The organism is Pseudomonas sp. S2_B07, assembly GCF_054668435.1.
The window spans coordinates 4,145,003-4,159,410 of the sequence record NZ_CP162769.1; the positions used below are offsets into that span (position 1 = coordinate 4,145,003).

General features: G+C 60.2%; 14 protein-coding genes. 6 read left to right on the forward strand and 8 right to left on the reverse strand.

What is annotated here, in order from left to right; all coding sequences use genetic code 11:
* Window positions 1–132: 132 nt before the first annotated feature.
* On the forward strand, window positions 133–1,332 hold the full coding sequence (gene fdhA / locus AB4N43_RS19050) for a formaldehyde dehydrogenase, glutathione-independent (protein ID WP_460151802.1): 1,200 nt from the start codon (window positions 133–135) through the stop codon (window positions 1,330–1,332).
* Window positions 1,333–1,377: 45 nt separating this feature from the next.
* Here fdhA and AB4N43_RS19055 read toward each other — a convergent pair whose 3' ends face one another.
* A complete protein-coding gene (locus tag AB4N43_RS19055; protein WP_027926670.1) occupies window positions 1,378–1,761 on the reverse strand; it encodes a DUF3757 domain-containing protein in 384 nt (127 codons plus the stop codon).
* A gap of 461 nt (window positions 1,762–2,222) precedes the next feature.
* Between AB4N43_RS19055 and AB4N43_RS19060 the strand changes: the two genes are divergently transcribed.
* Window positions 2,223–2,777 (forward strand): DUF2780 domain-containing protein, encoded by a 555-nt coding sequence (locus tag AB4N43_RS19060; RefSeq protein ID WP_460151803.1) that lies wholly within the window; start codon window positions 2,223–2,225, stop codon window positions 2,775–2,777.
* A 1-nt stretch (window position 2,778) separates the two neighbouring features.
* Here the strand turns inward: AB4N43_RS19060 and AB4N43_RS19065 are convergent, their stop codons facing one another.
* Window positions 2,779–3,666 carry an acyltransferase gene (locus AB4N43_RS19065; protein ID WP_027926672.1) on the reverse strand — a complete coding sequence of 296 codons (888 nt, stop codon included), beginning with the start codon at window positions 3,664–3,666 and terminating at the stop codon, window positions 2,779–2,781.
* A gap of 191 nt (window positions 3,667–3,857) precedes the next feature.
* On the opposite strand from AB4N43_RS19065, the gene rloA2 reads away from it, so the two are divergent.
* The 4 genes from rloA2 (at window position 3,858) to creD (ending at window position 8,042) form a co-directional block, all read left to right on the forward strand.
* A complete protein-coding gene (gene rloA2, locus AB4N43_RS19070) occupies window positions 3,858–4,364 on the forward strand; it encodes a retropepsin-like aspartic peptidase RloA2 (RefSeq protein ID WP_027926673.1) in 507 nt (168 codons plus the stop codon).
* Between the two features lie 74 nt (window positions 4,365–4,438).
* Window positions 4,439–5,119 carry a two-component system response regulator CreB gene (gene creB / locus AB4N43_RS19075; RefSeq protein WP_460151804.1) on the forward strand — a complete coding sequence of 227 codons (681 nt, stop codon included), beginning with the start codon at window positions 4,439–4,441 and terminating at the stop codon, window positions 5,117–5,119.
* Window positions 5,119–6,537, forward strand: a complete 1,419-nt coding sequence (gene creC, locus AB4N43_RS19080; protein ID WP_194940425.1) for a two-component system sensor histidine kinase CreC — start codon at window positions 5,119–5,121, stop codon at window positions 6,535–6,537. The genes creB and creC overlap by 1 nt, the downstream gene beginning before the upstream one ends.
* A gap of 134 nt (window positions 6,538–6,671) precedes the next feature.
* Window positions 6,672–8,042 (forward strand): cell envelope integrity protein CreD, encoded by a 1,371-nt coding sequence (gene creD, locus AB4N43_RS19085; RefSeq protein ID WP_027926676.1) that lies wholly within the window; start codon window positions 6,672–6,674, stop codon window positions 8,040–8,042.
* A gap of 210 nt (window positions 8,043–8,252) precedes the next feature.
* Here creD and AB4N43_RS19090 read toward each other — a convergent pair whose 3' ends face one another.
* The 6 genes from AB4N43_RS19090 to AB4N43_RS19115 form a co-directional block, all read right to left on the reverse strand.
* On the reverse strand, window positions 8,253–8,882 hold the full coding sequence (locus AB4N43_RS19090) for a glutathione S-transferase family protein (protein ID WP_027926677.1): 630 nt from the start codon (window positions 8,880–8,882) through the stop codon (window positions 8,253–8,255).
* A 76-nt stretch (window positions 8,883–8,958) separates the two neighbouring features.
* On the reverse strand, window positions 8,959–9,138 hold the full coding sequence (locus AB4N43_RS19095) for a hypothetical protein (RefSeq protein WP_027926678.1): 180 nt from the start codon (window positions 9,136–9,138) through the stop codon (window positions 8,959–8,961).
* Complete coding sequence (locus AB4N43_RS19100; RefSeq protein WP_027926679.1) at window positions 9,135–10,265, reverse strand: PepSY-associated TM helix domain-containing protein; 1,131 nt, start codon at window positions 10,263–10,265, stop codon at window positions 9,135–9,137. Before AB4N43_RS19100 ends, AB4N43_RS19095 begins: the two co-directional genes overlap by 4 nt.
* A 73-nt stretch (window positions 10,266–10,338) precedes the next feature.
* On the reverse strand, window positions 10,339–12,765 hold the full coding sequence (locus AB4N43_RS19105) for a TonB-dependent siderophore receptor (protein WP_460151805.1): 2,427 nt from the start codon (window positions 12,763–12,765) through the stop codon (window positions 10,339–10,341).
* Between the two features lie 154 nt (window positions 12,766–12,919).
* On the reverse strand, window positions 12,920–13,891 hold the full coding sequence (locus AB4N43_RS19110) for a FecR domain-containing protein (RefSeq protein WP_460151806.1): 972 nt from the start codon (window positions 13,889–13,891) through the stop codon (window positions 12,920–12,922).
* Window positions 13,888–14,406 carry an RNA polymerase sigma factor gene (locus AB4N43_RS19115; protein WP_027926682.1) on the reverse strand — a complete coding sequence of 173 codons (519 nt, stop codon included), beginning with the start codon at window positions 14,404–14,406 and terminating at the stop codon, window positions 13,888–13,890. The genes AB4N43_RS19110 and AB4N43_RS19115 overlap by 4 nt, the downstream gene beginning before the upstream one ends.
* Between the last annotated feature and the right edge of the window lie 2 nt (window positions 14,407–14,408).

A 14,408-nucleotide genomic window follows, 5' to 3' on the forward strand; every position in this document is an offset into this window, starting at 1 on the left:
TGGGAGCGGGCTTGCCCGCGATGAGGCCCCAACAGACAAAGCAAAGACACACAGGCAATAACCCGAGCAATCAACGCGCCGCCGCTCCATGGCGACGCGACCGCTACATAAAAACAACAGCGAGGTGAAAGCATGTCTGGCAATCGTGGTGTGGTGTATCTCGGCAATGGCAAAGTCGAAATACAGAAAATCGACTATCCGAAAATGCAGGACCCGCGCGGCAGGAAGATTAATCACGCTGTCATCCTGCGTGTGGTTTCCACCAACATCTGTGGTTCCGACCAGCACATGGTGCGCGGCCGTACCACCGCTCAGACCGGTCTGGTGCTCGGCCACGAGATCACCGGCGAAGTCATCGAGAAGGGCAGCGACGTCGAAAACCTGCAAATCGGCGATCTGGTGTCCGTACCGTTCAACGTCGCTTGCGGGCGCTGCCGTTCCTGCAAAGAGATGCACACCGGTGTCTGCCTCAGCGTCAACCCGGCCCGTCCGGGCGGTGCTTATGGTTATGTCGATATGGGCGACTGGACCGGCGGCCAGGCCGAATACGCGATGGTGCCGTACGCCGACTTCAACCTGCTGAAACTGCCGGATCGCGATCGCGCGATGGAAAAAATCCGCGACCTGACCTGCCTCTCCGACATCCTGCCCACCGGTTACCACGGCGCCGTGACGGCGGGTGTTGGCCCAGGCAGCACCGTGTACATCGCGGGTGCCGGTCCGGTCGGTCTGGCAGCCGCCGCTTCCGCTCGCCTGTTGGGCGCGGCAGTGGTGATCATCGGTGACGTCAATACCGTTCGCCTGGCGCACGCCAAGGCACAGGGTTTTGAAATCGCCGACCTGTCCCTGGACACGCCGCTGCACGAACAAATCGCTGCGCTGCTGGGCGAGCCGGAAGTGGATTGCGCTGTCGACGCCGTAGGCTTCGAAGCTCGCGGTCACGGCCATGACGGCGTGAAACACGAGGCCCCTGCCACCGTGCTCAACTCGCTGATGGGGGTGGTTCGTGTCGCCGGTAAAATCGGTATTCCAGGCCTCTATGTGACTGAAGATCCGGGTGCTGTAGATGCCGCCGCGAAAATGGGCAGCCTGAGCATTCGCTTTGGTCTGGGCTGGGCCAAATCCCACAGCTTCCACACCGGCCAGACGCCGGTGATGAAGTACAACCGCCTACTGATGCAGGCGATCATGTGGGACCGCATTCACATTGCCGACATCGTTGGCGTGGAAGTCATCAGCCTGGATGACGCGCCACGTGGTTACGGCGAGTTCGATGCGGGCGTGCCGAAGAAGTTTGTGATCGATCCGCACAAACTGTTCAGCGCGGCGTAAGCGTTACGCAAGACGGGAGAAGGGCGACAGAGATGTCGCCCTTTTTTATTTATTGCTGCTGTTGAATGAGCACTCGCTGATGGACTTCGTGCAGTGATTTGATTTGTCCCAAACTCCAGGTGCTGGCTTCCAATCTTTCACATTATCGAGAACCATCGCTATTTTCCCGTAGCGACAGCTCATTTGACTGACGGTCATGGGGAGGCCGTCCTCGCCTTCGTCTTCGGTGATGTAGGCCGCGCTTTCGAAGCTGAAAGAGGGGGCTTCGGTCTGCCAGTACTCACCTTTCCAGATCCGGCCCGACTTGTCTTTTGCGGTAAAAACGTTGTCTGCCTGTTTGAAAGTTGATGGATCAGGACAGGTGTCTGCGTAGGCGAAGTTGCTGATGGTCAGAATCGCAAAGGTGCTTGAAATAATAGTTGTGCGCAAAACGCTATCCTTGTGTGTTTAATGTCCATGCGGCACACAAGTAATGTTGAGTGCTGTGGAGTTGTGAAGTTATAGGCAGGTAGCTAAGTGCCGACTGTCAGAGCTAACTCAAGTTAATTGGGTTTTTTGCGTCTAACTATTTGAATGTTTGTCGCGTAGTACCGGCCGTTATCACCTGGGACGATGTTATACGTTACGGTATCCCCTGCAACTGGGAGATTAAGTTGTGCGATGGTGGTTGGCTACTGTCAGATCTAACAGTTTTTTATGAAGGTTCGGCGTAATAAATAACCTTTTTATAATTTGAGACAGACATTGATGTTTTCATTGCTACTGGTCTTGCTTAGTTACAGCGAAAAAAATGGCAACGCCAGCAGGAACAACACCGCCAAAACCCCGGTCAAACCGGCAGTTTTCCCGTCCGCTCACAGGCGGTTTTCATGGCACAAGAGGATGTCTGGATGAAGATTTCACGCGGTTTGGCACTGGCTTCGCTGATGACCCTTGCGGCCAGCCCGGTCTTCGCCGGGTTCAGCCTGGACGACGTGACTAAAGCGGCCTCAAGCATGCAGGGCGGTAATACAGCCGCCGCCGCGGCGCCGACTTCAGAAACGGCCGGTTTGTTGAGCGCGCTCAGCCAATTGAACGTGACACCTCAACAGGCCGTCGGCGGGACTGGGGCGATGCTGGGGCTGGCGAAGAATCAGTTGAGCTCGACCGATTACTCGGAACTGGCCAAAAGCGTTCCGGGCATCGACAAGTTGTCCGGCGGCGGTGAGCTGGGCGCGCTGGCCGGCCTGCTTGGGTCTTCCGGCAAGGCGGCCGGTCTGGACAATGCCTTGGGTGCCGTGAAGAACACCAATGATCTGAACAACGCTTTTAGCGAGTTGGGCATGGACAGCGGCATGATCGGCCAGTTTGCCCCGGTGCTGTTGCAATACCTCGGTCAGCAGGGCGTTGGTGGCTCGTTGCTGGAAAGCCTGGGCGGGATCTGGGGCGCTGGCACCGGCAGTTGATTCAACGGCGCTCGGCGCGCAATGCGTCGATACGCTGGTCTTTTTCGATCCAGAGCTGGTTGACCCAGTTCTGGATTTTTTCGCGAAACAGCGGATCGTTTTCGTAATCGCCTTGCCACAGCGCGGGGTCTAGTTCGCGGGTCTTGATGTCGATGATGACCCTCGGCACATTACCGCTGATCAAATCCCAGAACCCCGGAATCGCCTGTTGCGGATACACCACCGTCACATCGAGCACGGCATCCAGCTGTTCGCCCAATGCCGCCAGCACAAACGCCACGCCGCCTGCCTTGGGCCGAAGCAGGTGAGTGAAGGGTGATTGCTGCTGGGCGCTTTTCGCGGCGGTGTAGCGAGTGCCTTCGAGGTAGTTGACCACCGTCACCGGCTGACGCTTGAACAGCTCGCACGCCGCTTTGGTGATCTCCAGATCCTTGCCGGCCAACTCCGGGTGCCTGGCCAGGTAGGCCTTGGTGTAACGCTTCATGAACGGGTAATCCAGCGCCCACCATGCCAGCCCCAGGAACGGCACCCAGATCAGCTCTTTCTTGAGGAAGAACTTGAAGAACGGCGTGCGCCGGTTGAGGGTCTGGATCAACGCCGGGATATCAACCCAGGATTGATGGTTGCTGATCACCAGGTAAGACGTGTCGACGCGCAGGCCTTCGCCGCCGCGGATGTCCCAGCGGGTCGGGATGCATAGACGGAAGATCAGTTTGTCGATCTCGGCCCAGGTCTCGGCGATCCACATCACGGCCCATGAGGCGTAGTCGCGATAGCGACCGGGCAGGACCAGTTTGAGCAGGGCAAACACCATCAGCGGCCCGATCAGGACCAGGGTGTTGAGCAACAGCAGCAGGGTGACGAAACAGCCGGTGAGCAGGCGGCGCATAAGTAACTCTTGGGATCATGTGGGCGCGCCATGATAAGCAGCTTCGGGCGGGAGGCCAAATCGGGGGTGACGAATGTTTCACCTTTGGGGCGTTAATCTTGCGACACGCTCGCTCCCACGCAGAGCGTGGGAACGATCTACTCGACAACGGTCTAAAATCCCGCTGCCCACTCCTTATGGATGCCCATTACGTGAAATCGATCCTCGCACTGCTTTCCCTGGTGGCCCTGCCAGTCCTGGCCGCCGAGCCGACCCTGTACGGGCGTTACGAATACATCGCGCTGCCGGAAATCGGCGGCGAAGTGCTCAAGGCCAAGATGGACACCGGTGCCCTGACCGCGTCGCTGTCGGCCAAGGACATCGAAACCTTCACCCGCGACGGCGAAGACTGGGTACGTTTTCGCCTTGCCACCAAGGACGCCAGCAACAAGGTCTACGAACACAAGGTCGCGCGGATCAGCAAGATCAAGACCCGTTCCGAAGAAGAGGACGATGACAAGGAGGCGACCGAGCCCACCAAGCGTCCGGTGGTCGATCTGGAGCTGTGCCTGGGCAACGTCAAGCGCACCGTCGAGGTCAACCTGACCGACCGCAGCAGCTTCAACTACCCTTTGCTGATCGGCGCCAAAGCCTTGCGTGAATTCGGCGCGGCGGTGAACCCGGCACGCCGTTTTACCGCCGACAAACCCGATTGCTGAATTCAAGTGGTCTCATTGACGTGACGTGAGCCTTGGGGCACCGTTCGCCCACTTCATAACCGGGCCAGGACGCCATGCCTCATATCTTGATTGTCGAAGACGAAGCGGCGATTGCCGACACCCTGGTTTTCGCGTTACAGGGTGAAGGCTTCACCACGACCTGGCTGAGCCTGGGCGCGGCAGCGCTGGATCATCAGCGTGCCATGCCAGCCGATTTGATCATTCTCGACATTGGTTTGCCCGACATCAGCGGCTTCGAGACCTGCAAGCAATTGCGCCGTTTCAGCGAAGTGCCGGTGATTTTTCTCAGTGCCCGCGATGCCGAAATCGATCGTGTGGTCGGCCTGGAAATCGGTGCCGACGATTACGTGGTCAAGCCGTTCAGCCCGCGGGAAGTCGCCGCGCGGGTCCGGGCCATTCTCAAACGCATGGCGCCAAGGACGGTGGCCGAATCCTCATCGGCGTTGTTTCGGATCGACAACGAACGGGTGCAAATCAATTATCGCGGTCAGCCGCTGAGCCTGACCCGTCACGAATTCCGCCTGCTGCAATGCCTGCTGGAACAACCCGAGCGGGTGTTCAGTCGCGAGCAATTGCTGGATGCGCGGGGCATCGCCGCCGATGCCGGTTACGAGCGCAGCATCGACAGCCACATCAAGAGCGTGCGCGCCAAATTGCGTCTGGTACGGGCAGACGCGGAGCCGATCCAGACCCATCGCGGCCTCGGCTACAGCTACAGCCCGGGGCACAGCTGATGCCGCTGGGGATCCGGATTTTTCTGGTCTATGTGTTGTTCATCGGCCTGACCGGTTACTTCGTGCTCAACACCGTGATGGAAGAAATCCGCCCCGGTGTGCGCCAGTCCACCGAAGAAACCCTGGTCGACACGGCCAACCTGATGGCCGAAATCCTGCGCGACGACTTCAAGGCCGGGACCCTCAACCAGAATCGCTGGCCCGAGTTGCTCAAGGCCTACGGCGAGCGGCAACCGAAAGCCAGCATCTGGGGCTTGTCGAAGAATCAGGTCAATCACCGCATCTACGTCACCGACGCCAAAGGCATCGTGGTGCTGGACTCCAGCGGGGCGGCGGTGGGGCAGGATTACTCGCGCTGGAATGACGTTTACCTGACCCTGCGCGGCGAATACGGCGCTCGCTCCACGCGTAGCGACCCGAACGACGCCCACTCTTCGGTGATGCACGTCGGTGCACCGATCCGCGACAACGGCCAGATCATCGGCGTGGTCACCGTGGCCAAGCCCAACAGCTCGTTGCAGCCTTACGTCGATCGCACCGAACGAAGATTGCTGGCCTATGGCGCCGGGTTGATCGGTCTTGGTCTGTTGTTCGGAGCGTTGTTGTCATGGTGGTTGAGCGCGGCACTGCGCCGGTTGACCGCGTATGCGCAAGCGGTGAGTGACGGCCGTCGGGTCGAGGTGCCGCATTATCGCGGCGGTGAGCTGGAGCAACTGGCGACAGCGGTGGAGCACATGCGCACGCAGCTCGAAGGCAAGGCCTACGTCGAGCGTTATGTGCACACGCTGACCCATGAGTTGAAGAGCCCGTTGGCGGCGATTCGCGGGGCGGCGGAATTGCTGCAAGGCGAGATGCCGTTGGCGCAGCAGCAGCGGTTCGTCAGCAATATCGATAGCGAAAGTGTGCGGATGCAGCAGTTGATTGAGCGGCTGCTGAACCTGGCTCAAGTCGAACAGCGGCAAGGTCTGGAGGAACGGGTAGCGGTGCCGTTGGCCGGGTTGGTGGATGAAGTGTTGAAGGCTCAGGCGGCTCGGATCGAGGGTAAGCAGTTGCGTGTGGAGCAACGGATTTCGGCGGACCTGACGCTAACCGGTGAGCCGTTTCTGTTGCGTCAGGCGTTGGGGAATTTGTTGGAGAATGCGCTGGATTTCACCCCGGTTCAGGGTGTGCTGCGTTTTAGCGCCGAGCGAATTGGGGAGCAGATTGAGTTCAGGCTGTTTAACCAGGCGGAGGCGATTCCTGACTATGCCTTGCCGCGTCTGAGCGAGCGGTTTTACTCATTGCCGCGTCCGGACAGTGGTCGCAAAAGCACTGGGCTGGGGCTTAATTTTGTCGAAGAAGTGGTCCAGTTGCATGGCGGGACATTGAGCATTGGCAATGTCGAAGGTGGTGTTGAGGTCAGGTTGCGCCTGGTTTAGGACCGAGTCGTTGCCATCGCGAGCAGGCTCGCTCCCACAGGGGGCGGTGCAGTCTCCACATAATCTCCACATTCCCCCCATAAATCCCCCACACAGCCCTCCCAGACTCTCCCCATCCAAACAGGGAGAGTCCCATGAACCGCAGCCTGACCCTAAAACTCGGGGCCATTGCCCTTCTGATTTTGTTGCTACTGATTCCGCTCTTGATGATCAACGGCCTCATCCAGGACCGCCAGCAACGGCGTGACGGTGTACTCGAAGACATCGCCCGCAGCGCAAGTTTCAGCCAGCAACTGAGCGGCCCGCTGATGGTGGTGCCGTATCGCAAAGTGGTGCGCACCTGGAAGCTCAACGAGAAAACCAACCAGCGCTACCAGGACATCGGCGAAGAGCGCGGTCGTTTGTACTTCCTGCCAGAGCGTTTCGAGCTCGATGGCCAGATCCAGACCGAGCTGCGCTCGCGAGGCATTTACGAGGCGCGCCTGTTCCACGCGGAAAACCACATCAGCGGGCATTTCTCGGTGCCGGCGCAATGGGGCATCAAGGAAGACTTCGCGGATTACCGGTTCGACCAGCCGTTCCTGGCGGTGGGTATCAGCGACATTCGTGGCATCGAAAATGCGTTGAAGCTGGACCTGAATGGCCAGACGCTGGACTTCGTTCCGGGCAGTCAGGTGGGTTGGCTGGGTGAAGGCGTACACGTAACCCTGCCGGCGCTGGACACAAAACAAGTCACGGAACTGGCCTTCGGTTTTGACCTGCGGTTGCAGGGCACCGGGCAGTTGCAAATTTTGCCGGTGGGCAAGACCAGCAAAGTCTCGCTGAGCGCGAACTGGCCGCATCCGAGCTTCATCGGCAACTACCTGCCGGCCCAGCGTGAAGTCACCGATCAAGGTTTTACGGCCAACTGGCAGACCTCGTTTTTCTCCACCAACCTGCAAGAAGCGCTGAGCAGTTGTGTGTCCGGCGGTGGTTGCGAGGCGTACAACGGGCGCAGTTTCGGCGTGAGCTTTATCGATCCGGTGGATCAATATCTGAAGAGTGATCGGGCGATCAAATACGCCTTGCTGTTTATCGTCCTGACCTTCGCTGGGTTCTTCCTGTTCGAAGTGCTGAAAAGCCTGGCGGTGCACCCGGTGCAATACGCGTTGGTCGGCGTGGCTTTGGCGTTCTTCTATCTGTTGTTGCTGTCGCTGTCCGAGCACATTGGTTTTGCCCTGGCGTATCTGTTGTCGTCGGCGGGCTGTGTGTTGTTGATCGGGTTCTATGTCTGCCATGTGCTGCGCAGCGTGCGCCATGGCTTGAGTTTTTCGGCGGGGTTGGCGGCGTTGTACGGCTTGCTCTATGGCTTGCTGAGTGCCGAGGATTACGCGTTGCTGATGGGCTCGTTGTTGCTGTTCGGGTTGCTCGGGGTGTTCATGGTGCTGACCCGCAAGCTGGACTGGTACGGGATCGGGCAGAAAAGCGCCAAGCCGATGGTGTTTGATCTGGGGGCGGTGGAATGAGCCGGTCGATTGGGTTGCGTGAGGATCAGCGTGAAGGGGAGGTATTGGCGACGCTGATTTTTGAGCTGTTTCCGGTGGATTCGGTGTGGTGCCATCGCGAGCAAGCTCGCTCCCACAGGGGATCTCCAGTTAACACAAAATCTGCGCACACCAAAGAACAAATGTGGGAGCGAGCTTGCTCGCGATGAGGCCAGTGCAGTCAGCGAAAATCTAAACCTTAGGCATCGTCGCCAACATCGAAGGCCGCTGACTTACCTCGAAATACCACGCCGCCAACTGCGGATTCGCCTCGCGCCATTCCAGATCCGGATGGCGCAAGTCGATGTAGCCCAGCGCACAGGCCACGCTGATCGCCGCCACATCGAAATGGCTGGTCAGCTCGGCAATCGCGTCTTTTTCGAGCAATGCCAACCCGCGACGAATCTTGTCGCGCTGGGCATCCAGATACTCGTCCCAGTGCTTCTGCGGGTCGCGCAGGACCATTTCGTAACGAACCAACACCGACGCGTCCATGATCCCGTCGGCCAGGGAGGCCAGGGTCAGGCGCCGCCAGCGGGCCGAGCCTTCGCGCGGAATCAGCGGGTTGCCGACGTGCTGGTGATCGAGGTAATCGAGGATCACCCGGCTGTCATGGATGACACTGCCGTCGGCCAGGCGCAGGGCGGGAATTTTGCCCAGCGGGTTGTCTTCGTTGAGTGACTGGTCCGGGTTGACCGGCGTGAGCACACAGTCCTGCAACGCCACGCGGCCGGTCTGACCGGTCTCGTGCAGCAGCACCATGACTTTACGAACGAAGGGCGATAGCGAGTTGTGGTACAGGGTCATGCTGGGGGCGGACATGGCAACGTCTCGGTCGGTGGCAGTGTCGGGCAGCATAGCGCGTTGACCCGATAGCTCAAGCTCGCTCCTACATAGTTCAGTGGCGTTGCAGCAGGCCGCGCAGGGCAAAGAAGGCGGGCACGCCCAGGCCGAGCCAGCTCAGGGCGTCCCACACGCCATCACCCAACAGCGCGGCGAACAATCCGGCGGCGCTGAGCAAGGCGATGAACGCGGGCGTGCCGAAGACCTTCCAGAAGTTCGATTGCCTGCGCTTCATGCATGAGCCTCGGCAGGTTCGAGCACAGGTTTTGCCGCTTTGCGCCGCACCACCCACAGGTAAACCCCGCTGCCGAGCACGAGGATGGTCAGCACGTCGAGGGTCGCCCACAGGATCTTCATCGGCAGGCCGCCGTAGTCGCCAAAGTGCAGGGGCTGCGACATGCCCATGGCGTCCATGTACCACGGTCTTTCAGCCACCGCGGTGACTTGCAGGGTACTGGCGTCGATCAGCACCGGTGTCAGCAAATGCGATGTCAGGTGGGTGCTGCCTTTCATGAACACCGCGTAATGGTGTTCGCTGGAAAACCGCGTGCCAGGGAAGGCGATGAAATCGGGCGTCATGTCCGGTGCCACCTCCGTGGCAATGTCGAGTAGACGGCTCGCCGGTGCGAGGTGCGTCAGTGGTGGCGCGTCGCGGTACGGCGCGACCATCGCGGTCAGGCTGTCGTTGCGCCAGGCAGCAATCAGCAGGTCGGCACAGGCGCTGATCACGCCGGTGACGCCGACGACCAGCGCCCAGGTCAGTGTGACCACACCAATCAGGTTGTGCAGATCCAGCCAACGCAGGCGGGTGGATTTGTCCTGGCGCACGGTGGCGAACTTCAAACGACGCATAAACGGCAAATACAGCACCGTCCCGGAAATGATGGCCGCCACAAACATCAACCCCATGAACGCCAGCAGCAACTTGCCCGGCAGACCGGCAAACATGTCCACATGCAGGCGCAGCATGACCATCATGAAACCGCCATTGGCCGAGGGCATTTCCACGGCTTCACCGGTGCGGGCATCGAGCATGAAGGTGTGCGAGGCGTTCGGCTCGGTGCCGGCGGTTGCCGCCATGATCGTAACGGCGCCGTTGGGCTCGTCGTCCTCAAAACCGAAATACTGCATGACTTCGCCGGGGCGGTGCTTTTCAGCCGCCTGCACCAACTGCTGCAAGTCCAGCCTCGGCGTGTCCGCCGGCATCGACTTTAACTCGGCGGCATCGCCCAGCAGATGGTCGATCTCGTGGTGGAAGATCAACGGCAACCCGGTCAATGCCAGCATCAGCAGCAAGACCGTGCAGATCAGGCTGGTCCAGGTGTGGACGAAGGACCAGCGGCGAATTGTTTTACTTTTCATTTCCAGGCCTTCAGAAATACCAAAGCCGTCCTGAAGAGGACGGCCTGGTTGTGGGGCATGTCAGGTCAGACGATTACCACTTGTAGGTTGCACTGGCGACGACGCTGCGCTGGTCACCGTAGTAGCAGTAGAAACTGTCACAAGTCGAGATGTAGTCCTTGTCGAACAGGTTGGTGGCGTTCAGCGCCAGGGACGCACCTTTCAGGGTGTTGTCCAGGCGGCCGAGGTCGTAATGAACGGCGGCGTCGAACACGGTGTAGGCATCTGCCTTGCCCAGTTCGGTGTTGGCCTGGTCACCGTAGGTATTGCCGGTGTAGCGAACGCCAGCGCCTACGCCGAAGCCGTCCAGCACGCCGTTGTGCCAGGTGTAGTCAGTCCACAGCGAGGCCTGTTGGTTAGGCATCAGCTGCAGGCGATTGCCTTTGAAGTCGCCATCCTGCACTTCGGATTTGGCCAGGGTGTACGCGGCGATGAGCTTGAGGTTTTCGGTCACGTCGGAAACTGCTTCCAGTTCCAGGCCTTTGACTTTGACTTCACCGGTCTGGCTGGTGATTGGCGTGGCGCCGACGGTGGTGGTGACGGAGACGTTTTTCTGGGTCAGGTCGTAGATTGCAGCGGTCAGCAGGGTATTGCTGCCGGGCGGCTGGTACTTGATGCCCAGTTCCCACTGTTTGCCTTCGGTGGGTTTGAACGATTCAGTGGACGAGGCCGCTGCACCGGTGGTCGGCTGGAAGGATTCGGCGTACGACAGGTACGGCACAAAGCCCGAATCAAACACATAGCTGATCGCCGCGTTGCCGCTGAAATTCTTGTCGCGCTCGGTGTTGGTGGCATCGCCCTTGTTGAAGAACTTGGTGCCGGTGTGCACCCAGTCTTCACGGCCGCCGAGGGTCAGGCGCCATTGATCGAGGGCCATTTGGTCCTGCACGTACAGGCCGGTCTGGTAGGTCTTCTGGTCATAGTCGTAGAACGCGGTGGAACGGTCCGGACGCTCGATCGGCAAGCCATGGATCGGGTTGTTGACGTTGATCGGCGGTGCGCTGCCGAAAATGGAGAGGTAGTTGGTGTTGCTGCGCTGGTGGTCGAGACCCAGCAGCACGGTGTGATTCACTTCGCCGGTGGCGAAGTCGGCCTGGAAGTTGTTGTCCACGGCGAACTGGCTGATGTCTTCTTCGACGCTGGTGGTGGAGCGGCCCACGTTGCCGGCGTCATCCACCTGGGTGAACGGATACGAGCCAACGGTGACGGCCTGGAACGACAGGTCCGACTTGGTGTAACGCAGGTTCTGCCGGAATTGCCACACGTCGTTCAGACGATGTTCGAACGCATAGCCCAGCGCGTAGTAGGTGCGGTCGTAGTATTCCCAGTCCGGATCACCGAGGTTCTTGTGATGGGAAATATCGCCGAACGGCATGTCGATTTTGGTGCCTTGCACCGGCAGGAACTGGCTGGTGATGCCGGTATCGTCACGGGTGAACTGGGTCAGCAGGGTGAACCGGGTGTCTTCGTCGATGTTCCAGGTCAGGCTCGGTGCGATGTTGTAGCGCTTGTTCTCGACGTGGTCGATCTGCGTATCGCTGTCGCGCACCACGCCGCTCAATCCGTAGAGAAACTGGCCTTCGTCATCGATCTTGCCGGTGCTGGCGAAGTTGATCTGGCGATGGTTGTCGCTGCCGTATTGCACCTCGATCTCGTGGCTATCCACCGCTGATGGGCGGCGGCTGACCATGTCAAGCAGGCCGCCCGGCGGGGTCTGGCCGTACACTGAAGACGCCGGGCCGCGCAGCACGGCGAGGCGATCGAGGTTCCAGGTTTCCTGTTTCGGGTTGGCGTACACGCCTTTAGGCAGGGGCAGGCCGTCGAGGAACTGGGTCGGTTCGAAACCACGCACGCGCAACCAGTCGGCGCGGGTGTCGCTGCCGTAGCTACTGGCGGTGGTGCCGGGCATGTAGCGTACGGCGTCATCGAGGTTCTGGACGTTGCGGTCGTCCATTTGCTCGCGAGTCACGACGGAAATCGAGCGCGGTGCTTCGACCAGCGCGGTATCGGTCTTGGTGCCAGCGGCGGTGCGTTTGGCGAGGTAGCCGTCTACCGGGCCCCAGGCGCTTTCGGTATTTTCCACACCAATGACCGCGGTTTCCGGCAGGGCCAGTGTGCCCTCGGGAATGGCGACCAGGCTGTACGTGCCGGCGCTGCTCTGTTCCAGTTGCAGACCGGTGCCGCGCAAGGCTTCACGCAGGGCGGCGGCCGCGTCGAACTGCCCCTTCACCGGCGCCGAGGTCTTGCCTGCGGCCAGGGATGGATTCAGCGACAGCGCCAGGCCGGCCTGGCTGGCGATCTGGTTCAGGGTGCTGGCCAATGGCGCGGCCGGCAGGTTGTAGGCGTGAACACTGGAGGCCTGTTCAGCGGCGATCAGCTGAGTGCTGGCCAGAGGGGCGCAAAGGGCAATGGCAATTGCCAGCAGACTGGGGCGCAACAAGGTGTTCAGCGAACGGGACATACGGCGGCTCCTGAATGGAAACATTTCTCAATTGCTTAGGTGCCGGACGAGAATTGAAAAGTGATAGGGCTGGATGAAAATAATTTCGATTCAGAAATCGGGTGCTGATCTGTCGACATGATCGTTCCCACGCAGAGTGTGGAGCGATCATCACTTAAGGCCGGGCGTCAGCCTTCGCCACCGTCACCCACCACGGCGTGTGCTGTTCGATCTGCACCGGCAGGGTCGGCAACAGGGCGCTCAAGGCTTTATCGGTGTCGTGCAGCGGGAAGCTGCCGGTGATCCGCAGGTCGGCAATCTCGGGTGCAACCCCCAGGTGCCCGGGCCGATACCGGCCGAGTTCGTGCACCAGGTCTTTCAGGCGCGCGTTATCGACCACCAGCATGCCGCGAGTCCACGCATCGGCGCCGGCATTCACGGCGACAATCGGTCCCAGGCCATTGCTGCGCATCAGCACTTGCTGACCTTCTTGCAGAATCTGTTCTTCAGCGCTCGACTCGGGATGCGCGGCGACAGCGGACTTCAACACGCTCAGACGTGTGCCTTCTTCCTCGCGCTTGACCAGGAACAACGTCCCGAGGGCGCGCATGCTACCTTCGCGGGTTTCGACGATAAACGGTCGGGCATCGCCATGACCGGTTTCGACGAGGATTTCGCCTTCCTGAAGGATGATCCGCCGCCGCTTCTCATCAAAACGGATGTCCACGGCACTGTGGGTGTTGAGGTTGAGCAGCGTGCCATCCGCCAGGCGCAGGGTGCGCTGCTCGCCCGTGGCGGTGCGCTGGTCGGCCAGCCAGTAGTCGAGGGGCAGATAACGCTCACCGGCAAACAAGGCCAGCCCGATCACTGCGATAACACTGGCCACGCCGCTGCCCAGTTTGCGCACGCGGCGGCGAATGCTTTCACGTGATTGCAGCAATGCCGTACGGGCCGGGCCGTTGGCGACGCTGAAACGCTGGTCGAGCATGCCCAACTGGCGCCAGGCGCGGGCATGTTCCTCGTGGGCTGCGTGCCACTGGCTGAACGCTTCGCGCTCCACCGGGCTGCCGGAGTCGAGGGACAATTGCCAGGCAATCGCTGCATCCAGCACCTTGGCCGACACGGGTTTGGAACTGACCGGGCTCATACCGGTTCACCGTACAACGCGATGTAGCACTGACGAATCCCCTGGGCCAGGTATTGCCGGACACGCGGCACCGAGACGCCCAGTCGTTCGGCGATTTCGGCATGGGTGAGGCCGTCGAGGCGGTTATAGAGAAACGCGGCGCGAGCCTTGCTCGACAGCTGACCCAGCAAACGGTCAATGGCTTTGAGGTCTTCGAGGATTAACTGCTGCTCCTCGATCGACGGTTGTTCGCCTTCGGGGATCAGCATCAGTTCGGTGAGGTAGGCCTGTTCCAGCGCGGCGCGGCGGAAGTAGTCGAACAGCAGGCCTTTGGCAATCGCCACCAGAAACGCCCGCGGCTCGCGAGGTTCTTTCAGCTCATCGCGGCCCAGTAACCGTACAAAGGTGTCCTGGCTCAGGTCTTCGGCACGCTGCGGGCACGCCACGTTACGTCGCAGCCAGGCCAATAGCCAACCGCGGTGGTCGCGATATAACGCACCAACGAGCTCACTGTGGGGGCTTTGGATTGACGACACGC

What these genes read in the sequence shown, in the direction of transcription:
- AB4N43_RS19110 (WP_460151806.1), bottom strand. Translation starts at nt 13,891, where the DNA reads ATGAGCCCGGTCAGTTCCAAACCCGTGTCGGCCAAGGTGCTGGATGCA.
- AB4N43_RS19100 (WP_027926679.1), bottom strand. Translation starts at nt 10,265, where the DNA reads ATGAAAAGTAAAACAATTCGCCGCTGGTCCTTCGTCCACACCTGGACC.
- fdhA (WP_460151802.1), top strand. Translation starts at nt 133, where the DNA reads ATGTCTGGCAATCGTGGTGTGGTGTATCTCGGCAATGGCAAAGTCGAA.
- AB4N43_RS19105 (WP_460151805.1), bottom strand. Translation starts at nt 12,765, where the DNA reads ATGTCCCGTTCGCTGAACACCTTGTTGCGCCCCAGTCTGCTGGCAATT.
- creC (WP_194940425.1), top strand. Translation starts at nt 5,119, where the DNA reads ATGCCGCTGGGGATCCGGATTTTTCTGGTCTATGTGTTGTTCATCGGC.
- creB (WP_460151804.1), top strand. Translation starts at nt 4,439, where the DNA reads ATGCCTCATATCTTGATTGTCGAAGACGAAGCGGCGATTGCCGACACC.
- creD (WP_027926676.1), top strand. Translation starts at nt 6,672, where the DNA reads ATGAACCGCAGCCTGACCCTAAAACTCGGGGCCATTGCCCTTCTGATT.
- AB4N43_RS19060 (WP_460151803.1), top strand. Translation starts at nt 2,223, where the DNA reads ATGAAGATTTCACGCGGTTTGGCACTGGCTTCGCTGATGACCCTTGCG.
- AB4N43_RS19090 (WP_027926677.1), bottom strand. Translation starts at nt 8,882, where the DNA reads ATGTCCGCCCCCAGCATGACCCTGTACCACAACTCGCTATCGCCCTTC.
- AB4N43_RS19095 (WP_027926678.1), bottom strand. Translation starts at nt 9,138, where the DNA reads ATGAAGCGCAGGCAATCGAACTTCTGGAAGGTCTTCGGCACGCCCGCG.
- AB4N43_RS19065 (WP_027926672.1), bottom strand. Translation starts at nt 3,666, where the DNA reads ATGCGCCGCCTGCTCACCGGCTGTTTCGTCACCCTGCTGCTGTTGCTC.